The sequence below is a fragment of the Bacillus sp. FF-1 genome (assembly GCF_028548245.1).
Classification (GTDB): Bacteria; Bacillota; Bacilli; order Bacillales; family Bacillaceae_G; genus Bacillus_A; species Bacillus_A paranthracis.
In genome coordinates this window covers 89721-110723 of the sequence record NZ_JAQQGG010000010.1, presented here as the reverse complement: position 1 = coordinate 110723, position 21003 = coordinate 89721, and the positions used below count along the sequence as shown (strand labels likewise).

28 protein-coding genes are annotated in these 21003 nt (G+C 34.4%); 5 read left to right on the top strand and 23 right to left on the bottom strand.

Going from position 1 to position 21003, the window contains the following annotated elements; translation table 11 throughout:
* Positions 1-157: 157 nt before the first annotated feature.
* From PQF83_RS25030 to spxA, 5 genes are all read right to left on the bottom strand, one after another.
* Positions 158-493, bottom strand: coding sequence for an IDEAL domain-containing protein (locus PQF83_RS25030; protein ID WP_000987468.1), 336 nt, complete (start codon positions 491-493; stop codon positions 158-160).
* 116 nt (positions 494-609) lie between these two features.
* Entirely contained in the window at positions 610-1023 is a 414-nt protein-coding gene (gene saiR, locus PQF83_RS25025) for an Rrf2-family transcriptional regulator SaiR (RefSeq protein ID WP_000093217.1), read from the bottom strand.
* A gap of 163 nt (positions 1024-1186) precedes the next feature.
* The gene (locus PQF83_RS25020) at positions 1187-1321 is read right to left on the bottom strand and encodes a BA3454 family stress response protein (protein ID WP_000573531.1); all 135 of its coding nucleotides are present in this window, start codon (positions 1319-1321) and stop codon (positions 1187-1189) included.
* Between the two features lie 109 nt (positions 1322-1430).
* Positions 1431-1565, bottom strand: a complete 135-nt coding sequence (locus PQF83_RS25015; protein WP_000573535.1) for a BA3454 family stress response protein — start codon at positions 1563-1565, stop codon at positions 1431-1433.
* A gap of 47 nt (positions 1566-1612) precedes the next feature.
* Positions 1613-2008 carry a transcriptional regulator SpxA gene (gene spxA, locus PQF83_RS25010; RefSeq protein WP_000261180.1) on the bottom strand — a complete coding sequence of 132 codons (396 nt, stop codon included), beginning with the start codon at positions 2006-2008 and terminating at the stop codon, positions 1613-1615.
* A gap of 600 nt (positions 2009-2608) precedes the next feature.
* Here spxA and PQF83_RS25005 point away from each other — a divergent pair.
* Positions 2609-2953 carry a winged helix-turn-helix transcriptional regulator gene (locus PQF83_RS25005; protein ID WP_000860831.1) on the top strand — a complete coding sequence of 115 codons (345 nt, stop codon included), beginning with the start codon at positions 2609-2611 and terminating at the stop codon, positions 2951-2953.
* Between the two features lie 64 nt (positions 2954-3017).
* Here PQF83_RS25005 and PQF83_RS25000 read toward each other — a convergent pair whose 3' ends face one another.
* From PQF83_RS25000 to PQF83_RS24980, 5 genes are all read right to left on the bottom strand, one after another.
* The gene (locus PQF83_RS25000) at positions 3018-3755 is read right to left on the bottom strand and encodes a GntR family transcriptional regulator (RefSeq protein WP_000146299.1); all 738 of its coding nucleotides are present in this window, start codon (positions 3753-3755) and stop codon (positions 3018-3020) included.
* A 32-nt stretch (positions 3756-3787) separates the two neighbouring features.
* A complete protein-coding gene (locus PQF83_RS24995; RefSeq protein ID WP_000176612.1) occupies positions 3788-4849 on the bottom strand; it encodes an oxidoreductase in 1062 nt (353 codons plus the stop codon).
* A 217-nt stretch (positions 4850-5066) separates the two neighbouring features.
* Positions 5067-6239: a cyclopropane-fatty-acyl-phospholipid synthase gene (locus tag PQF83_RS24990; protein ID WP_048519800.1), complete on the bottom strand. Its 1173-nt coding sequence runs from the start codon at positions 6237-6239 to the stop codon at positions 5067-5069.
* A gap of 319 nt (positions 6240-6558) precedes the next feature.
* Positions 6559-6885: a winged helix-turn-helix transcriptional regulator gene (locus PQF83_RS24985; protein WP_000816333.1), complete on the bottom strand. Its 327-nt coding sequence runs from the start codon at positions 6883-6885 to the stop codon at positions 6559-6561.
* A gap of 189 nt (positions 6886-7074) precedes the next feature.
* A complete protein-coding gene (locus PQF83_RS24980) occupies positions 7075-7416 on the bottom strand; it encodes a winged helix-turn-helix transcriptional regulator (RefSeq protein WP_000860840.1) in 342 nt (113 codons plus the stop codon).
* A gap of 412 nt (positions 7417-7828) precedes the next feature.
* Between PQF83_RS24980 and PQF83_RS24975 the strand changes: the two genes are divergently transcribed.
* Positions 7829-8839, top strand: coding sequence for an aldo/keto reductase (locus PQF83_RS24975; RefSeq protein WP_000040533.1), 1011 nt, complete (start codon positions 7829-7831; stop codon positions 8837-8839).
* Between the two features lie 78 nt (positions 8840-8917).
* Positions 8918-9334, top strand: a complete 417-nt coding sequence (locus tag PQF83_RS24970) for an SRPBCC family protein (RefSeq protein ID WP_000951517.1) — start codon at positions 8918-8920, stop codon at positions 9332-9334.
* A gap of 44 nt (positions 9335-9378) precedes the next feature.
* On the opposite strand, the gene PQF83_RS24965 is transcribed toward PQF83_RS24970, so the two are convergent.
* The 4 genes from PQF83_RS24965 to PQF83_RS24950 are packed head-to-tail and all read right to left on the bottom strand — an operon-like array spanning position 9379 to position 12248.
* Complete coding sequence (locus PQF83_RS24965) at positions 9379-9945, bottom strand: SGNH/GDSL hydrolase family protein (protein WP_000855219.1); 567 nt, start codon at positions 9943-9945, stop codon at positions 9379-9381.
* Positions 9946-9961: 16 nt separating this feature from the next.
* The gene (locus PQF83_RS24960; protein WP_001992904.1) at positions 9962-10789 is read right to left on the bottom strand and encodes an MBL fold metallo-hydrolase; all 828 of its coding nucleotides are present in this window, start codon (positions 10787-10789) and stop codon (positions 9962-9964) included.
* A gap of 25 nt (positions 10790-10814) precedes the next feature.
* Complete coding sequence (locus tag PQF83_RS24955; RefSeq protein WP_001102937.1) at positions 10815-11372, bottom strand: DUF7010 family protein; 558 nt, start codon at positions 11370-11372, stop codon at positions 10815-10817.
* 27 nt (positions 11373-11399) lie between these two features.
* Positions 11400-12248, bottom strand: coding sequence for an aminoglycoside phosphotransferase (locus tag PQF83_RS24950; protein ID WP_000355401.1), 849 nt, complete (start codon positions 12246-12248; stop codon positions 11400-11402).
* Positions 12249-12423: 175 nt separating this feature from the next.
* Between PQF83_RS24950 and PQF83_RS24945 the strand changes: the two genes are divergently transcribed.
* Positions 12424-12633: a hypothetical protein gene (locus PQF83_RS24945; protein ID WP_000801653.1), complete on the top strand. Its 210-nt coding sequence runs from the start codon at positions 12424-12426 to the stop codon at positions 12631-12633.
* Between the two features lie 179 nt (positions 12634-12812).
* Here PQF83_RS24945 and PQF83_RS24940 read toward each other — a convergent pair whose 3' ends face one another.
* The 7 genes from PQF83_RS24940 to PQF83_RS24910 all read right to left on the bottom strand — a co-directional run bounded on the left by PQF83_RS24940 (position 12813) and on the right by PQF83_RS24910 (position 18828).
* The gene (locus tag PQF83_RS24940) at positions 12813-13712 is read right to left on the bottom strand and encodes a PhzF family phenazine biosynthesis protein (RefSeq protein ID WP_000849351.1); all 900 of its coding nucleotides are present in this window, start codon (positions 13710-13712) and stop codon (positions 12813-12815) included.
* Positions 13713-13723: 11 nt separating this feature from the next.
* Positions 13724-14500 (bottom strand): GNAT family N-acetyltransferase, encoded by a 777-nt coding sequence (locus tag PQF83_RS24935; protein ID WP_000638674.1) that lies wholly within the window; start codon positions 14498-14500, stop codon positions 13724-13726.
* A complete protein-coding gene (locus tag PQF83_RS24930) occupies positions 14497-15201 on the bottom strand; it encodes an SDR family NAD(P)-dependent oxidoreductase (protein WP_001264490.1) in 705 nt (234 codons plus the stop codon). The genes PQF83_RS24935 and PQF83_RS24930 overlap by 4 nt, the downstream gene beginning before the upstream one ends.
* Positions 15198-15761, bottom strand: a complete 564-nt coding sequence (locus PQF83_RS24925) for a GNAT family N-acetyltransferase (RefSeq protein ID WP_000775364.1) — start codon at positions 15759-15761, stop codon at positions 15198-15200. Before PQF83_RS24925 ends, PQF83_RS24930 begins: the two co-directional genes overlap by 4 nt.
* 181 nt (positions 15762-15942) lie before the next feature.
* A complete protein-coding gene (locus tag PQF83_RS24920; RefSeq protein WP_000985516.1) occupies positions 15943-16491 on the bottom strand; it encodes a GNAT family N-acetyltransferase in 549 nt (182 codons plus the stop codon).
* Between the two features lie 166 nt (positions 16492-16657).
* Positions 16658-18151, bottom strand: coding sequence for a class I adenylate-forming enzyme family protein (locus tag PQF83_RS24915; protein WP_080015036.1), 1494 nt, complete (start codon positions 18149-18151; stop codon positions 16658-16660).
* A gap of 143 nt (positions 18152-18294) precedes the next feature.
* A complete protein-coding gene (locus tag PQF83_RS24910; protein WP_002163573.1) occupies positions 18295-18828 on the bottom strand; it encodes an NAD(P)H-dependent oxidoreductase in 534 nt (177 codons plus the stop codon).
* Between the two features lie 124 nt (positions 18829-18952).
* Between PQF83_RS24910 and PQF83_RS24905 the strand changes: the two genes are divergently transcribed.
* Positions 18953-19276 carry a winged helix-turn-helix transcriptional regulator gene (locus PQF83_RS24905; protein ID WP_001072984.1) on the top strand — a complete coding sequence of 108 codons (324 nt, stop codon included), beginning with the start codon at positions 18953-18955 and terminating at the stop codon, positions 19274-19276.
* 193 nt (positions 19277-19469) lie between these two features.
* On the opposite strand, the gene PQF83_RS24900 is transcribed toward PQF83_RS24905, so the two are convergent.
* Positions 19470-20270: a hypothetical protein gene (locus PQF83_RS24900; RefSeq protein ID WP_000418469.1), complete on the bottom strand. Its 801-nt coding sequence runs from the start codon at positions 20268-20270 to the stop codon at positions 19470-19472.
* A gap of 305 nt (positions 20271-20575) precedes the next feature.
* On the bottom strand, positions 20576-20851 hold the full coding sequence (locus PQF83_RS24895) for an ArsR/SmtB family transcription factor (protein WP_000662957.1): 276 nt from the start codon (positions 20849-20851) through the stop codon (positions 20576-20578).
* Between the last annotated feature and the right edge of the window lie 152 nt (positions 20852-21003).

Sequence of the window (21003 nt, the reverse complement as noted above, 5' to 3'; positions counted from 1 at the left end):
AAACAACTGAATGCAATGTAATCTTAATTCGAGTTTTTTCAACTCTTCTTCAGGAATATTTCTATATTTATAATGAATCGTTTTTATATCATTTCCTTAGAGATGATATTATTGATTATTGCACGATTCAACCTATTAAAAGCAAATCATGTAATCTTTAAAATCCTTCGTTAACTAGCTCTTTTATTGAGTTTAATTTTGAAGAAAGCTCGATAAACCATTCTTCGTCTCCTGTTAATAATGCAAGGTCTATCAGATAAAGGATTTGCTCCTTATTGATTACCTTTGATTCAGGAAGTTTGTTAACATGTTTACTAAAGAGTAAAATCGCTTCGTTTATTGTGTACTTGTCGTCACGTTTCACAATACTAACTGTAACTATATCTTCCGCTTCATCAAGTGATACAATGTAACCAACTATGAATTCGCCCTCATTTGATATTCCACGAACCCAATCTCCTACTTTTAAAACTTGATTATTATTTGACATCATACTTTTTCACCTTCTTATAAATATTTTTTGTGACGATAAAAACGAAATTAAACTGTAATATTTTCCATTACATTTCAATGGTAAGAACTTACGGCTCTATATAACAAGTAAGCCGCTTAACGTTCTTGATTGATAAGATCAACAACTTCTTTCATTGTGTAATTCTTTAAGTATTCACCTAGATGTTCTTCCGCACCTAAGAAAATAGTGAACAGCACTTTTCGCATGTTTGAACCTACAATACACTGATCATTTGATTCTGGGCACTTAGGCTGCAATGCACCTTCAGAGGTTATTTGATAAATATGCCAAAGATTAACTTCATCTAAATCTCGGGCGAAAATAAAACCGCCACCAGTCCCCTCTTTCGATTGTATAAACTTATGTTTTTTTAATAAACTTAGTACTTTGCGAATACGTACTGGGTGAACACCTGCACTTTCTGAAATCGCATTACTTGTTGACATCCGGTCTGGCTGTAAAGCTAAATAAGTTAAACTGTGTATGGCCAAAGTAAAGTCGCTGCTCATTGTTTTCCTCCTACGATCAAAAATATTGTTTCTCCTATATTAACATACTGTAGCCATAAATATTACAGATAGGTTAGTCAAACGTTAAAATATATAAGAACCACTCTTAGCATAAAGAAATAGATTCCATAACTCCCTTTAGCTTTTTAAGTTAAACATACATTTAAAGACTCCATTGTTTCTTCACTTGCTCTTCTGCCAACTGTTTAATTTTTGTCCATATCGTATCTTTGCTTACAATAACATTTGTTTGATAATTTCTATCGTTATAATTGACTGTAACACATACTTCTATCATTTCCTGCTTCCTCCTTTCAAACAAATTTCTTATCTATATTTAAGTCCTGAAAAGTCTTGGGTTTAGTTATAATCTCTAACCTATAACTTCATTTTTTTGATAATCATATTTAAAAATCCCACTGTTTTTTGACTTGTTCTTCTGCCAATTGTTTAATTTTTGTCCACACCGTATCTTTGCTTACAATAACATTTGTTTGATAGTTTCTATCGTTATAATTGACTGTAACACATACTTCTATCATTTCCTGCTTTCTCCTTTCAAAAAACTTTTCCTAAAAATTATTACTTATTAATTAGCCAATTTTTGCAGTTCAATATTTAAAAATGTTCGAACGCTACGTGGTAAAAATTTACGAATTTCTTCGTCATTAAAACCAATCTGTAATCTTTTCTCGTCCAGCATAATTGGGCGACGCAACATTAGCGGATGCTCAATTATTAATTTATAAAATTCATTCAGCGAAAGCTCATCTATATTTATATTTAAGTCTTGAAAAGTTTTGGATCTAGTTGAAATAATTTCAGTAGCACCCTCTTCAGTTAAACGAAGAATGGATTTAAGTTCATCCACTGTCATAGAATTGGATACGATATTTTTTTCAGTATAATCAATTTGATTCTCCTCCAGCCATGCTTTCGCTTTTCGGCATGAACCGCAGCTTGCTGTTGTATATAAAACCACCATATTTCACTCACTCCTTTAATGTTCTTTATAAAATGTACACTTTAAATATCGTTTGTTGAAATGTATTAAAAAAAATTACAGTTTAGAATCAAATTCACGTAATGTTAGTTATTCGGCAATGTTTCGTTTATTTTTTACTACTCAGTTCTTTGCATGCTTCTTTTATAAAATAGTTGAAACTACATTTTACAGATGATGACAACTCACTTCTTAAATCTATACTGTAATTTTAAACCTTACAGTTCTATTAATCAAATGTTAAGTCTTGGATTAATTAATCATTTTTTGTGAATGTCCCCATAGTGTTATGCCGACCCATTCCAAATGCACTTCAAAGTACATTTTATTCATTTCTTACTTACATGTGTTAGTATGAACGATATTTCGCATAATAAAAAGTACGTACTTTAAAGTGTTATAGGTACTAAAAAGTAACATATAAACTTTCTAGTGCAGTTCTACATCGGTTATTATAAACGATATTTCGCACAATAAATAGTGCGCACTTTAAAGTGTTATAGGCACTAAAAAGAAATAATTTTATTATTAAAGCGTATGTAAGTCCAAAACTGTAATCTACATTCATCAAAGGGGTTTTTTATGAAGACATACAATATTCCTGTAGAAGCGACTTTAGAAGTTATTGGCGGAAAGTGGAAGGTTGTTATCCTTTGCCATTTAAAAAAAGGAACAAAAAGAACGAGTGAATTAAAACGTTTAATGCCTGGTATTACACAAAAAATGTTAACACAACAATTACGGGAACTAGAAGAAGATGGTGTAATCCAAAGGAAGGTATATGACCAAGTGCCACCGAAAGTAGAGTACTCTTTAACGGATTACGGTTCGTCTTTAGGAGCTATACTCGATTCCCTCTGTTCCTGGGGAGAAGTTCATCTTGAAAAAACCGGGAACACATCCATGCTGATTACAGCAGATGAATAATAGCTGTTCCTACTATATTGAAAACAGAAAATAGGTTGAGGCAATACGTGCCCCAACCTATTTTTTATACCTCTTTATAACTTTTTGCAGTAATAACTGTTTCGAATTCAAAGGTTTCCGGCAAATGATCGGCGTAAGAGTATTCAAAAGTGCGTCCATCCGTTAAGTAGGCCACCTGTTCCACTCTCATTAGGAAATCTTGATTTGTTAAGTTCATAAACTGCTTTTCTTTATCATCCGGGCGAATTCCTTTAACCCTAACAACGGATGTTCCCACTTGAAGACCTAGTTTATTTTGAATGTGGGAGTAGATTGATTCCTCTAAAACAGAAACATCAACACCTGGAATGACCGAAATCGGCATCCATGTATGCTCCATAATCGTTGGAATACTGTGAATGATGCGGAGGCGGATGATTTTATATACAAAATCCCCTACTGAAATACCCAATTTTTCAGCAATGACTTCATCGGCACCGACAATCGTAAACTCAATAATTTTACTTTCTACCTCACTGCCATAAACAGCTTTTGTACCTGTTAAAGTTTGAATCATTCGCGCCTTTTCTTGCTGACGCCAATCTTGAACGACCGTTCCACTTCCGCGCCGGCGAATGATGTAGCCGTCTCTAACTAACAGATCCAGCGCCTTTTTTATAGTAAGGACAGAAACATCAAATTCTTCAGCAAGGACGGGGCTACTTGGAATTTTTTCTTTAATCTTATATTCGCCGTCTAAAATTTGCTGTTTCATTTTTTGATAAATGCCGAGGTATTTTACTTGTGTGGATCCGCTTGCCATTTCCATACCTCCTTTATGCTGTATTCCCTCTTCTATTCATTTAAGTTTAAAGCCTCAAGTTTGTAAACGGAAGGTGATGGCGCAGCAAATCCGTTTTCTAAGATTTCAATATTCGTTACCGCTTCTTCGTCTTTCACAAGCTTTGGTGCACCATTTACAATTGTTTCATACGCTGCATCATAAAAACGACCGTAATCACCAAGCGGCGTTTTAATTTGTTTTTCAATCCAATCACCGTTTGCATTGCGATATTTCGCAATTCCATAGTACATCGGCGAATCTTCACCAAATCCTGCACTCTCAGGCATAATACCCGCTTTCAAATCATTTTCCTGCTGATCTTCACCATATTTAATAAACGATCCATTTGTTCCATGAACGATAAAGCGCGGATAATCTTTCGCTACAACATGGTTCGTTTTCAGTTTAATTTTCAACTTATTTCCGTAATGTAGACCAACATCGAAATAATTATCAACCGCAACTTCCACTTCATTATTACGAATATCGTATGTCACCGTATCTGGACGGCCAAATAGTGAAATCATACGGTCCATCGTATGAATACCTAAACTGTAAAATGAACCTTCTTCTTTCGGACCTTCGTGAGTGATTGAACCAGGACGGAAATAATCAATATGTGATTCAATCTCGACAATATCACCAAGGAATCCTTGTTCCACAACTTGCTTCACCGCTAAAAAATCACCATCAAAACGGCGGTTTTGATAAGGCATAACTACTACACCTTTTTCTCGTCCTAAAGCTAATAATTCTTTCGCATGTCCCACTGTATCGCAAAATGGTTTTTCCACAATAACTGATTTTCCAGCAAGTATAACTTTTTTCGCTAATTCGTAATGCGTATGTGCTGGCGTACAGACCGTCACCACTTGGATTTCTTTATCATTCAACAATTCGTTCAAATTAGTAGTGAAACTAACACCTTTTTCCTTATATGGAGCCGCTAATTCTTCATTAATTTGGCGAGCAAAAATCGTTTTTACTTTTATATTTTTACGTATATTCACATACGGTAAGTGATAGCGGTTAGCTGATTTTCCAAATCCAATAAAGCCCATTGTTAATGTCATATTCTTCAACTTCCTTGCTCATAAATTTTTGATTCTATATTTATTATATATTTTTATCATTAAAAGTATATAGTTTTGTTTTTAAAATTATATATAAAAAAGTCGAGATGGAAATCATTTTCTGATTCCGATCTCGACTTTAAGTTATAGACTTATGTCCTACCATCATTTTATTTACACTCGATGAGTAGTTACAGAGCTGCTTCATTACATGCTCTTATTCATACATATAAGAACGTGTCATCGGAATTGTATCGTTAATACCTTTTGTAAATACAAATTGATGTAAATCAATATTACCTGTAAAGAACGAAGCTGCACATGCATTTAAATATAAGCGCCACATACGAATGAATCGCTCATCTTTCGTTTTGCGAACTTCCTCCAGTACGTTTTCAAAATTTCGAGCCCAATGCTGTAATGTTTTCCCGTAATGTCTACGTAAGCTTTCCACATCAACAATGTAAAATTGTTCGTTTGTCATGTTCGTGATTAATTCGTTAACAGCAGGAACATATCCGCCAGGGAATATATATTTTTCAATCCAACCATTCGTAGCACCACCATTGGCCGGAGAAGTAATACAATGAAGTAGCGAAATCCCACCATCATTTAGTAGTGCATTCACTGTCTCAAAGTATTGTGTAATGTTGTCTTTTCCTACATGTTCAATCATACCTACACTAACAATTTTATCAAATTTACGATTCTTAATATCACGGTAATCAAGTAAAGATACTTCAACTAAATCCGTAAGTCCCTCTTGTTTAATTCGTTCGGAAGTCTTAGCATACTGTTCCTCACTTAACGTTACTCCCATCGCTTTCACACCGTACTGCTTAGCGGCAGCTGTAATGAGCTCACCCCACCCGCAACCAATATCTAATAGCGTATCACCTTTTTGAAGGTTCAACTTTTTCAAAATATGATTCACTTTATTATGCTGAGCTGTCGTTAAAGAATCTTGCTCATTTTGGAAATACGCACAAGAATATGTCATTGTTTCATCAAGCCATAATTTATAGAAATCGTTCCCAATATCATAATGATAAGCAATATCATCTTTATTTTTTTGTTTTGAGAAATTCCATTTACTTTTGAAATATTGCAACTTACTATCACCTAAAAAGCTATCCTGCCTTTTATAAATAGATTGAATTGCTTTTTCAAGATTCCCTTCTATTTCAAGATCCCCATTCATATATGCTTCACCGAATGCAATAGAAGGATCCTTAGCAATCTCTTTTTTTGAAAGCGGCTTATGGAATGTTACATGAAATTGAGGTTCCCCTTCTCCATATTGTATTGTTTCTCCATTCCAAAGTGTAATTTGAACTGGATCTGAAAAAAGATTTTTAAGTATTTTTTTATAAAAAAGTTCTTCAATCATATAAACATCTCCTACTAAAAAATTGAACAAAAAACTATACTAGTTAATAAGTCTTTTTGAACATAGCTTAAAACCGTTATGACTTCTTGCTACGAGTGTCATTATAAAACGGTTATATTATGAAGCATAGTACGTACTTTAAAGTGATGAAGGCACTTTTAAGTACCTATGAAAACTTTAATCCATTATTCATCACGGCTAAAACAACTGCTATTCTGGTATAGATCCCTACTTTTCACCGTAGTAACTTTCTAAAGTTTTATACTGAAAAAACACCACCTCATCAATAGGTGGCGTTTCAATATTACATATATAGATTTCACTTAACTTTACTATTTTTTCTATCTATGCATCGTTCTCCCCATACGGTCAATTGATTTAATACATTTTGCAAAGACCACCCATAATCAGTTAAGGAGTATTCTACTCGGGGTGGAATTTCTTTATAGATTTCACGTGTAATCACACCATCATCTTCTAGCTCACGTAATTGTTGCGTCAACATTCTAACAGAAATTTCAGGAATTAGACGCTGCAACTCGCTCGTTCGCTTCGTTCCTTTCGTTAAGTGACATAAAATGACGACTTTCCACTTTCCCCCGATAATTTCTAAAGTTGCTTCTATCGGTATATTGTATTGTTTCACACGATCTCCCTCCTTTTTTCTAAATTTCTTCTCTATTGTTACGTAAAAACAAATAATTTTCTATACGGCACATTTTAGTTCCTACAGCACAAAAAAGTACCTATATTACCAAAAAGTAATTATGCCGTTTAAAAATATTCCTATATACAAAAAGAAAAACGAACGTATTCTCGTTCGTTTTTTTCTTGTTTATTCTGCTGTAATAAGCATAGACGTGTTGCCATTCTTTTCAAGATGATGTTCTCCCCAGTTACAAAGAGAATCGAGTATAGAATCTAAAGAATGACCGTATTCCGTTAACGAATACTCTACTTTTGGCGGCACTTGGTTATACACTTTTCTCTCGATTACACCGTCTTCTTCTAATTCACGTAATTGTTGCGTTAACATCTTTTGTGTAATACCAGACATTAATTGTTTTAATTCGCACGTTCTCTTTTTATCTTTCTTTAAATGACAAAGGATCACTACTTTCCACTTCCCACCGATAACCTGTAAAGTCGCCTCAACAGGAATATTGTATGTTTTCATATAAAAATCTCCTTTAATAATGTGATAAGGCAAGTAAGCTAAAGATTTAAATATTACTTTTAAGTATCTATAGCACCTTAAAGTACGTACTTTTTATCCTATTAAACATGTTTCATAATAGCATACGTAAACAGCAGATGAGTAGTACGGCACTAAAAAGTACCTGTATTACTTTTTAGTATCTATATCACTTTAAAGTACGTACTTTTCATTATGTAAAATACATTTCATAATAGCATTTGTAAGAGTTGAGTGAGTCATGCAGTATTAGAAATTACATTCTTGTCCCGGTACTTTAAAGTGAGTATTTTTATCATACATTTTGTCCGACGATGAAATGACATATTTTCATTTTCACATCCATTCACAATGATGAATTAATTTTCAAATACATTTTAGGAGGATATTAATAATGAGTAAATTACTAAAAGAAAAAATTGGTTTTGGTACAGCACCACTAGGAAATATGTACCGTAATATTCCAGAAGAAGAAGCAATCGCTACAGTGGATGCTGCTTGGGAGAATGGCGTTCGTTACTTTGATACAGCTCCACTTTATGGATCTGGCTTAGCAGAAATTCGCCTTGGTGAAGCACTATCAAAAAGAAATCGTGATGATTACTTTTTAAGCACAAAAGTCGGTCGAACGATTTCAGATGAACTAGAAGATCCATCTGCACGTGATTTAGGTGAAAAAGGCGGACTTTTCGAATTTGGCCGCAAAAATAAAATGATCAATGACTATAGTGCAGATGCAACACTTCGTTCTATCGAGCAAAGTTTGAAACGTTTAAAAACAGATCGTCTAGACTTTGTTTTCATTCATGATTTAGCTCAAGACTTTTATGGTGATGAGTGGATTTCACAATTTGAAACAGCTCGAACAGGAGCATTCCGTGCACTAACACGTTTACGTGAAGAAGGCGTTATTAAAGGCTGGGGACTTGGAGTAAACAAAGTAGAATCAATTGAACTAATGCTTGATTTAGAAGAAGCGCAGCCAAATATATCCTTACTAGCTGGTCGTTATTCATTACTAGACCACGAGCGTGCATTGCAACGAGTAATGCCTGCAGCTGTTAAGCATAATATGGATATTGTTGTTGGTGGCCCATATAGCTCAGGTATTCTTGCTGGGGGTGCTCACTTCGAATATCAAAAAGCATCACCAGAAATCATTGCAAAAGTTGAGAAAATCAAAGCTCTTGCAGATCGTCACGAAATCAGTATCAAAGCTGCTGCATTACAATTTTCACTAGCGAATCCAGCAGTTGCTGCCGTTGTTCCTGGTGCAAGTAAACCGGAACGAATTGTAGAAGACCAAAACGCCTTAAATACAGTAATTCCAGCAGCATTCTGGGAAGAAATGCGCGAACAAAAACTAGTAGCACCTAATGCACCACTACCAATCAACGTAAAATAAATTGAAACCTTAATCAGTGGGGCAATCCCCACTGATTATTTACCCGCAAATACCGGGATGAAAAGGAGCGTAATGAACATGGCACATACTACTACATCTATGGAAATTTTCGGTTCACCTGAACAAGTATGGCAATTAATCGGAGGTTTCAACTCCCTTCCAGACTGGTTACCTTATATACCTAACAGTAAATTAACGGAAGGCGGTCGTGTACGTCACCTAGCTAATCCAGATGGTGACACGATTATAGAACGATTAGAAGTATTCAATGAGAAAGAACGATACTACACGTATTCAATCATGAATGCACCATTCCCAGTCACTAATTATCTATCTACAATCCAGGTGAAAGAAGGTACTGAAAGTAACACATCGGTAGTAGAGTGGTCTGGTACGTTCACTCCTGTTGAAGTTAGTGATGAAGAGGCAATAAACCTTTTTCATAGTATTTACAGTGATGGACTGAAAGCATTGCAACAAGCATTTCTAGATTGAGCTATTAAAAACAATGAAAAGCAAAGCGATATCGCTTTGCTTTTTTATAAAATCCCTTTTAACTTTTCACCAATTAACTTCGCTACATACTCATAGCCTTCTGGTCCAAAGTGTAGCCCATCTCTTTCATCATTTTCTACAAACCTTTTATAATTCCGTTCTTGAATCATTTCAGCATACAAATTTAGAAAATAGCTTCCTGTTTCTTTCGCCACTTCCTCTACCACGTCTGCATACTGACCGAGTACTTCATTTGTTCTATTATGCTGTCTTTCTTCATCAACTGGGGCAGGACTAATAAGCAGTACTTTACCTGAAGAAATATGGTTCACAATCTTCTCTAAATTTTCTTTGTATGCTTGTAATGACCCTTGCGAAAAAGAGACTGCATCATTCGTGCCAAGAAAAACTGTTACGAAATCTGGTTTATGTGATAATACATCTTCTTTAATCCTTTTTAACGCATCAAACGTATTATCACCTGGAACACCTGCATTCACTACGTTCCAATTCGGAAACATCTCTCGCAAACGTGGTGTTAACCTCGGCGTTCCATTGAAAAACACTTCATCAGCTGTAATACTATCCCCAAAGCATACTAACGTTTTCATAAAACTAACTCTCCTTTTACGTATGAAACAACTTTCCTTCTACCGCCTTAATATATCTTTCAGCAGAACGTTCCACTGCCTCATTTGCATGTTCTTTTACTACTCGATGAAAAGCGTTGTATAACCGATTAAACTGTAACGGCTTCACTCGATTCACCATTTCTTCCACTTTTCTCGCTGGTAATGGAATTAAGTTTGGATAGCTGTACATAAAGCTTACCCATCGTTCATCCGCTACAACTTGAATAATATCACCTGTTAACAAAATTCCTTTCCCATCATTACCTTCTTCCCAATGTAAGACAGATCCACCTTTAAAATGACCACCTAAACGATGAATAACCAATCCATCCGCTAATTGTAAAGACTCACCAGACCAATAAATAATACGACTACTCGGGCGCATCACCCACTCTTTATCATCTTCGTGTATATAAATTGGTACATCAAATGTCTCTGCCCATTCTACTTGTGTTGAATAATAATGAGGATGAGACAAGGCAATTGCATCTAGTCCACCAAGCTCTTTTATTTTCGCAATTGTCGTTTCATCTAAATAAGTAATACAGTCCCATAGTAAACGATATGATTCTGTTTTCACTACATATGCCGTTTGACCAATCGCAAATCCTGGTTTTGTTGTAATACTAAAAAGCCCATTTTCCTCTTCGATTATTTCATTTTTATATGTATCACTTGTTTGTAAGCTTTCTAGCGTCGTCCAAGACTGCCCTTTCGGATTCACATATTGTCTCTCTTCATCACAAATATGACAACTCACTGGTTCTTCTACACCCGCTGCATACTGCACGCCACACGTTGTACAAACGAAATTTTTCATCATAATTTCCCCTATCCCTCTATTTTTATTAAGCTGATTTTTGTTGATAATGATCTGCTTTTTTATTTTCAATTAATAAACTGATAAAAGTAAGTAAATAAACACCTGTAACGGATAATGGAATGACAGTAAATCCTTTTTCTGCAAAAAGAATCCCGCAAACTGACGTTACGAATACAGTCCCTACGGATAATAAACCATAACTTTTGCTTTCATAAATCCATACGTACGGGATAAAATGAACACCTATTAACATCGCTACTACAAAAGGTAACCATTCTGGAAATTGAAAATAGGCAAGTAATACAAGCGGAATATTCAATACATTTATCCCACCAATTAATCCTGCCAAAACCCCTAACGGGTTTCCTTTCGCAAACATATCAATTTTCAATATAGCAGCTATCATTAATCCAAAAGGAAACACACATCCCATACCGATTAAATATACCCACACCACTTGTTTTTCAGAAAGAACAAAGCCCATTATACTCATAACTATCCAAAATAAAACACCAGCTAATATAATCGGTAATCCTCGCTTCGTTTTGATTGCTAAATCCTTTTTCGCTTCTGAAACATTCATTTCACGATCCCCCCAAAAATATTTGTACTATAAAGTCACCTCAACCTCGTCCATCCAATAACGCCAAGCTACTAAATAATCTTCTAAATCTTTCGGGTGATGTCTTAAACACGTATCTATACGCAAATATAATCCTATAACTATTTCTTCATATAAATCACGTTCTTTTTTATGAAATACACATTGTTTCATCGCATAATCAATCGTTTCTTTCGTTACATCTTCCGGGGTTGAACAGAACGCATAAATTAAATCGTATATAGGATCTCCTAACACTGGTAGGGGATCAATTACACCATGCAACTCATTTCCTTGAAATATAAAATTATGAAATCCAAGATCACCATGCAGTAAAAATGGATGATTTATTCCAGTCCCTCTATTTGGGCTATTTGCTAACTTAAGAACTGTTCTATACTCTTCCTCACTTATGTAACGTCTTACATTTTCATAAGCTTCCATCACATTTTTCGTTAAAAATGCACTCCAAGATTGAACCGGACTTTCTTTCCATCCCCAGCCATCTATACGTGAAACTATTTCATACTTATTAATAACTTCTTTTACAAGGGTACTAAGCGTAATTCTTTTTTGTCCTCGTCCGCACGAAGTACTACCTTCAAGGAAAGAATACACAATATATGTATGTAAAGGTTCCTTATACAAAAGATTTGCAAACAAAGTATTCCTTTCATAAAAAGAAAGAAAAATAGCTTCTTCACGTATTACTTCCGCTTCATTAAGTTTTACAACGTATTTTTCATCCAACAAATATACAGTACTTGTCGTTCCCCCGTTCAGCACTTTTACGCTAGTTGGATAATGTGAAATCACTTTCTCCTTAACTAGTTGTGCAGCGATTGTTGAAATGTCCATTCCCTCACCCTTTAATCCCGAAGATTTCTTCAATTCAAAAGACAACTTTACTATTATTTGACAAACAAATAGTAAATACCTTCCAAAATCATAATATAACAAAAATTCATTCACTTTTACATTTCAAAAATAAGGAAATACTAACAACAACGTTACATACATATAGGAGGACAATATGAAACCTGAATTTTTAAAAGCTGTACATGATGCCATCGGAAATGTCGAACACATTCATATAGAGGAAAGCGGTGCTGACAGCTTACTCATCCATCATGATGATGCACAGCAGTTACAACAAGTCGCTAAAACGTTAGAAAATAACAATTTCCGCTCTGCTTTAAGAACAACTGGAGATGCTTCGTATATTGAAGTATTGAACAGATAGTGAAAGTCCGGATGTATGCCGGGCTTTCTTTTTTATCCCGCATTAACGGGCAGTAAGACCCTCAGCTCAAAATTCAACGGAAGCAAAGAAGTTAGGTGGGGGATCAACTGCCCGTAAAAGCCCGATTGGTTCAACTAATAATCAGTGGGGATGCCCCACCCACTGATTAAAGTTTCACTTTATATTAAAACTTCAAACTCTTTCACATATACCGCTGTTCCAGCAATATCTATTTGTAACTTCTCACTTTCTACATCTTTCGTTATATATACCGTTACACGACCATCTTTATGTATTTCTTGCCCTTGTTCAACGATTAACTCCATTTCATGGTCAAAATCTTTCTCCACATACGTCGCATAATATGCTCCCATTACACCTGAAGCTGTTCCTGTCACGGGATCTTCAATCGTTCCAGCATAAGCTGATGAGAAATGACGCCCATGCATATGTACCTTTTCGTCATAAGTTTCTAGACAAATTGGGTGAATAGAAGCGTTAGGTATTTCTTTTAATACCGATGGAAACACCTCATTGTTAGGTTTCATTCTCTCACATACATCTAGATTTTTAACCGGTACAATTACGGTCCAGTTCCCCGTACTTCCATATACAATCGGTAAACTTACATCTAAATCATTTACTTCTAAACCGATACTATGAGCTAATTTTTCTTTTGAACCTGTAAATTCTTTAAACTGAGGTGCTGCCTGCCTCATTTTAATAAAGGTTTCTCCATTTTCATTTACACCTATTTGTATCGGTAAAATCCCGGCCTTCGTTTCAATCGTAAGGCTTGCTTTCTCTTCTAATAAACCTCTTTCACGCAAGGCAAATATTGTCCCAACTGTCCCATGACCACATAAATCCATTTCAAAACCAGGTGTAAAGTAGCGCATTCTTATATCTCCTACTTCTGAGGAAAGAACAAAAGTTGTTTCGTTAAATCCAACTTTTTCAGCAATACGCTGCATTTCCTCTTCTGTTAATCCATCTGCATCTAATACAATACCTGCTGGATTACCCATATTCGGTTTATTCGTAAATGCGTCATAATGAAATACGTTTATAGTCTTCATCTTCTTTTCTCCTAACCTTCTTTAAAAATTTTATAATAAAGCTCTATCTCCGTTTTCAACGAACAATTATTTCTCCAAAATATTCTCTGCATCTTTTCATTTGAAGTATGTGCGCTTCCGATGTAATAAGTAGCCCCTATTTCCTTTAACATATGTAAAGATTGAAGATGCAGCCGGGAAGCAATTCCTTTCCCACGATAACAAGGCATTACCCCAAAATAAAATAATCGTCCTTCACTTTCTGTTCCAGTTTCTATATGCGGTATGGACATACCAATCAGCTCATTTTTATCATAAAAAACAATACATGACTTTTCCCAACCCTTACCTAACTCTGTTTGTACAGAATAAAAATGTTCATCGATAGTTAAAATTGAAGTTTGATTCCCTGAACCCGACATACATTGTTCCCAAATATATTTAAATTCTTTTTCCGATAACGTTCCTTCTGCTATTGATCGATATGTATATTGTCTTTCAAGTTCTTCTATATTGTTCAATTCTCTACATACTTCTACCTTTGCTGCGTGCAAAGAAAAACCTGCATCAAGTAACACCCTCACACTTGAGTTATAACTACTAAACCTTTTGTTTAATACAATACTCGCTCTTTTTAACTCCCAATTAAAACAAACCTCTTCAAATCTACTTATCTTTTCTTTATATGTTTGTACGTTATACAAAACATCTTCTTCTATTTCTTCAATCGTTACTGCATGTGGTAAGCCATTTAATACTTTTTTAGAAGGGCCAAACAAATTCTGAATGATTGCAAGATCGTATATCACCACTTTAATTCACCTACACCTGGCTCAATAAACTTCCCTGAAACATCCTCATTTGAATCTATTATCCAATCATATATATTTTTTGCTCCTTCAGCCGGGGTCATATTCGCATCAAAAGCACCAATTTCAGTCTTTAATTTTCCAGGGTGAATAGCAGTTACACGAATTCCTTTATCCTCAAACTCTTGTTGTAAACAGAGCGTTAACATGTTTTGTGCAGCTTTAGCAATTCGATATGAATATGAGAAATGGCCTTGCGGAAACTCTTTGTTGGCCATTTTATGCAATGAACCTAACCGAGAGGACACATTTATGATTCTCGGATGATCCGATTTAGCTAAAGCCACATATGTACCTTTTACAGCTCGAATTACACCTAAGCAATGAATATTAAATAAGTCCGTTAACTCTTCTGAATTCGTATGTAAAACCTCAGTCTCCTTTCCAGTAATTCCTGCGTTATTTATAACTAGATCAATATACTCTGTATATTCCTCAAGCTGTTTCTTAATTTGTTCTGTACTTTCATCAGCCGATAAGTCTGCTAATATAGGAAAACATCTGCAACTAAACATTTTCTTCAATTGTGTTAACGCAACCTCAGTTCTAACTAACGGATAAACGATATGTCCATTTTCATGAAACACTTTTACTAATTGTAACCCTAATCCGCGATTTCCACCTGTAATTAGAACTCTCATATATTCATCTCCTTATTTTTAAAATAAATAAGAAAATCCATCCACTTACCATTCTCTAATGAAAACGCCTCTCTCTTGCATTCAAAAGAAAAACCGGCTCTTTCCGCAAGACGAACGGATGGCTCATTATCAACACGTATATGTAATTCGATTCTATGAAAATGAAGACGATTAAAAAATAACGATACTGCAGCTTTCACACTTTCCATGCCATATCCGTTTTTCCAGTATTGATTATGTATGGAATATCCCATCATCGCCCATTGATAGTCCATACGTAAAATTTTAATCAGCTCTAGCTTACCAATATTAGCTCCGTCTTCTTTACGAAAAATACCTAATACGTACATCTCATCTCGATGTGCTGCTTCATCAAAGCCCCTTATCCATTCCGTGAACCATTCTTTCGTTGATGATGCCATAACTTGATAACCATCGTCATATTTATACTGCGATGGTAACCTCTTATGAAATCCATCTAACCAATTTTCATAATCATCATTTTGGAACGGACGGATCATCAATCTCTCTGTCTCTACCTGTAATAGCGGTAGCTTCATTTACATCTCTTCCCTTAATTAATATTTGAATATTCTTTATTATCTTACACAAAATACAAAATCTAGTAAATTATTATGTTTTTGATAAACAATGACCTGTTAAACTACAATATTGATTTTTGAGAAATACAAAAGGAAACCCTGTTCTGAAGGGTTTCCTTTTGTCATCATACTCTCAATCTTATCTGTAATTTAAACCTTTGTATTCTGTCTTTAATATTCCATACACATCAACATCTTCATATGTATTTAATAAAAGTCTATTTTTTCTCAATGTGCCTTCTTTACGTAAGCCCGACTTCTCTAACACTTTAATTGATGATCGGTTTCTAGAAATGGCAGATGCCCAAATTCTATTTAAACCTAATTCGATAAAACCAAATTGAATTATTCTGTTTACAGCCTCAGTTGCAAAACCCTTTCCCCAATAATTCTTACCAATCCAATAACCAAGTTCACCTCTATTGTTACCCTTGTCAATTCTTAGTGTAATTGTACCTACAATTTCTCTTGATTCTTTAGAGACAATTCCTAAAGGGTATTCAATTCCTTTCCTTATAAGTTCTGGTTGCATATCAACCCAATCTTGCGCGAACTCTAATTTATATGGGTGCGGAAGGCCAAGAATATTAGCTAATTCCTTATCATTAGCTAACTCTTTAATTCTAAACACGTCATCATTAGTAAAAGGTTCTATACATAAATGCTCAGTTTCTAATTTTATAGCCATAGTTTCTCCCCCTAGTACTGAAATTAGTTAGCTCCCTTTATTTTCAATATTACACTAAAAAAACATAAAAGGTTTTAAATATTTACAATATCAACCAACAGAATCATAAACAAAAAATCCAGTTATGCTTTATACATAACTGGATTCCTCATTACCTAATCGTTTTTTATTTTACAAGTACATTTTCTCTTAATTCCCTCTTCAACACTTTCCCTAAAGCGTTTTTCGGTAATTCTTCTACGAATACCACTTCTGGAATTTTGTAACTTGCTAACTTCTCCTTACAATACTGAATAATACTTTCTTCTGTTACTGTTGTTTCGCCATCCTTCACAATGTAAGCTCTTGGAACCTCTCCCCAAAAGTCATCTGGAACTCCAACTACTGCAACTTCTAAAACACCATGTATTTCATGAATAACATCTTCTACTTGGTCTGGATATACATTGTCACCACCGCGTATAATAACGTCTTTATATCTTCCCATAATATGCAAGAATCCGTCGTCATCTATCATGCCAGCATCGCCCATGTTAAACCAATTATCTTTTACTACCTTCTTTGTCGCCTTTTCATTATTCCAATACCCTTTAAACATATATGGACTTCTTACATGAATCTCTCCAACTTCATTTGCTTTAAGTTCATGTCCTGTTTCTGGATGAACAATTTTCACCTCTACATTTTTCAAGGCTTTTCCAACAGAAGACATCTTTTCTTTTCCCATCATTGGATGCCATGATGTTACAACCCAACCTTCTGTACTACCATAGCCTTGCACCATATAGATTCCTTTTTCCATATATTTTTGGATGAGTGTTTCTGGCACTTTTGTTCCACCGCTTTGTGCTACTTTAAAGGTTGAAATGTTACGTTCTTTTTTATTTAGTTCATCAAGCATATAGCTATAAACAGCCGGGAATGCAAGCATCGTAGTAATTTTCTCTTCTTCAATCTTATCCCAAATAAGAGTAGGACTCGAATCAGCTAAGAAGATCATCGTAACACCATGATAAATACAATTTAAAATAGAAAGCACGCCACTCATATGAAATAATGGATGCACGGATAAAAAGCGTTCACCTGCTGGAATTTCTCTTTGTCCTGCAATCTCTGCAAAATAATGATGTAAGTTTTTATGTCCAATTACGCATGCTTTTGCCTGTCCAGTCGTTCCTGAAGTAAATAAGTAAATGGCATCATCTTCTTCATGAACTTCTACGTTCGGTTCTGTCATTGGCTGTTTTTGCAACTCTAATTCAAATGAACCAAAGCCTTCTTTTGTCGTTTGAATTACATAAGGAATTTCTTTAACAGCATCAACATTTAATAACACTTCACTAAATTCTTCATCAATAACTAACACTTTTAATTTCGCTTCTTTTACAATCGTTTCTAATTCATATACAGTAAGCTGATGATTTAGCGGAATACATACCGCTCCAATTTTTAAACTTGCCATCATAACGCTTGGAAATGGGTGATTATTTTTGCATAGTATTCCTATACGATCTCCTCTTTGCACACCATTATGTAATAAATAATGTGCAAGCTGATTTACTCGTTCATTATATTGCTGAAACGAATATCTTTTCCCTCCGCCTACAAGCGCTTCCAAATTTGGTGATTGCATTGCTCTTTTTTGTAATAATTTTTGCATCGTTCTCAAGTAAAACTCCCCTTTATATATGTTAGGTTTTTTATTTTACCAGATTAACTATTAATTTACTAAAGATTACACTTAGTGAATATAACAAGAATATAAAATAGCCATTTACTTCACAAGTAAATGGCTATTTCCTCTTATATATTAGAATACTTCTTGTTCATTACATATTGCACATACTCAGGTGCACTTTTATCAATCTCTTCATCACTTAATTTATATTCGGCACCATATAAATAAAATGAAGGTATAAATTTCATGTCTGTATATAAGCATGTAGCTTGGAATGGTTTCGTCAACTCATCCATCGTAATTCCGCTATTTTCATAATCTTTTTCTAATCCACCTATAGAAACTGCTACACCAAACTCTTTTCCCTTCACTTTATCCCCTTTTGATCCGTATGCAAATCCATATATTAATACATCATCAAACCATTTTTTTAATAATGGCGGTGTGCTGTACCAGTAAAGCGGAAATTGGAATATATATCTGTCATGTTCTACTAATAACTTTTGCTCTTCTTCAATATTAAACTCCCAGTTTGGTGCCACTTTATATAATTCATGCACCGTAATTTCATCTGAATGTTTCTCAAGTTCTTCTATCCATCTTTTATTAATTTTTGATTTTTCAATATGAGGGTGTGCTACAATTACAAGTGTTCTCATCATTTTCCATCCCCTTTATAAATGAATCAATCCTTTACATATTAGTATGAATGCATTACATATAATTGAAAAGTACGTACTTTCAGGTGCTATAGGAACCTTGAGGTACCTTTGGAGGTGTTATATGAATCAAAATGATAACTGTCCAATTGCAACGACGCTCGATGTAATCGGTGGAAAATGGAAAGTTCATATTTTATGTGTTTTGATGGATGGAAAAATGCGAACAAATGAAATCCGACGAGAAATCCCAAACATTACGCAAAAAGTTCTGACTCAACAACTTCGGCAACTTGAAGCTGATGGGATTATCCATCGTACTGTATATCAAGAAGTACCACCAAAGGTTGAGTACACAATAAGCGAATACGGGAAATCTTTAATGCAAATTATGAATGAACTATTTGAATGGGGAAAAGATCATCAGCTCAAAAGATTACATGACTAAAAAGGCACTATATACTTTGTTTAATCCTCAATGTTTATATTTTGTGTTTTTATAAATTTTATTTTTATCGTTTTTGGGCTAACTTGTTTTCTTAGATTGATGGACGTGACCCCACATCCATCGATCTAAAAAGATATAATTAAAAAAATGAGATTTCTATACAATTTCGCATATAAACACTACTTCTACCTCATTAAACACTTGCCCGACTTTTTCTAATCTCAATTGTACGTAAACTATAAAGGAGCACACCTAAACCGAGAATTTTTTCGTTATTAGACGCATTAGAACCTAAGGTAATAGTAGGTACATTTAAACCCATAAACCTTTCACTCCATTCTATAGGCATATATCCCTGCTTACCAATTACTAATGTACGTCCATCTATTGTACGGAGAGTACTTTGAATAAAATCAAACTCAACTTCTACATCTGACAATTTTGTGGCTTTATCTGTCATCAAAGTACCTCGTATCATAGTAAATCCTTGTATCATTTTTTCTTTAAACATACCAATCTGATTATAATTTGAATCATAGACTACCCAATCATATCCGTCCACTTCAGTATGAAAATAAGCTAGAATTTCCCCGCTACTCGTTTCTAATCCGTAAACATCTTTATTATGTAAAAAGGGTATTACTGAAAAAAGAATATTTGATGAAACCATCTTTGTTCCTGCTATATACTTACCATCAGGATGATATAGACCAAATTGCTTGTTTCGTTTTGGTAATTCTAATACAACCAAAGTATCAACATCCCAAAATGTTGCATTACTTTTTATCATATTCTTTTGTATCAACTTTCCTTTTCTTAACTGCCAAAATCCAATCCCAAAAAAGATAGAAGCAGCGATAACAAAAAAGATAAACTGCCCCCAATTAATATGTCCCCAATCTTCATATACAGCGCATAAAGTAAGAATAAAAATACCCGTCCCAATTAACAGTTTCAACTTTCCTTTTCGTTTATAGTAATCAAATAATTCCATTTCTATATCTTCACCCCTTATTTGTGGTTCCTAACTATTAATATATCAAAAACATATAATTCCCTCTATTCAAAAATATAAGTTCTTCCACTGTCCACTGCATTGGAAACAAAGTGATAGTCGGCCTTTTGAGCTCAAACTCCTGAGAAAGAATAAAAGCGAAATCAATATTTTTTTATTTTAGAGATAATACCATATCACCATCAAGCTAATAAAAAGATACTCCTTAAAAATAAAAAACGCTATTCTCTCTGTAAAATCATAGAAAAGAATAGCGTTTCTTATTTTGAAATAGAAGTCAGCATTTAAACTAAACATGCTAATATTGATTTTGTGCGATTGTCAGTTACTTCATAATAAATTTCTAATCCTTTCCGAGTACCTGTAACCATTTTAGCAGCCTTTAGTTTAGATAAATGTTGACTAATTGTACTTTGAGGCATTTCCAAATCCCCATACATTGTTGTTACATTAGTAGGACCTTTTGCAAGCATTATTTTTACTAATGATAAACGAACAGGATGCGCCAATACCTTTAGTACTTCAGAGATTTCTTCAAACATTTCTTTTTGTTCTTTCATCTTATTGCTCCCCTTTTATATACATATTTATGTTATCCATATATATAATTCGAAGGTATATACGATTTTATGTCCGTCATTTTAAAAAAATATAAAAAAACTTTTTCTCGAAACTAAAGGAGTATCTTCACATAATGTCTCACTATTAGAAC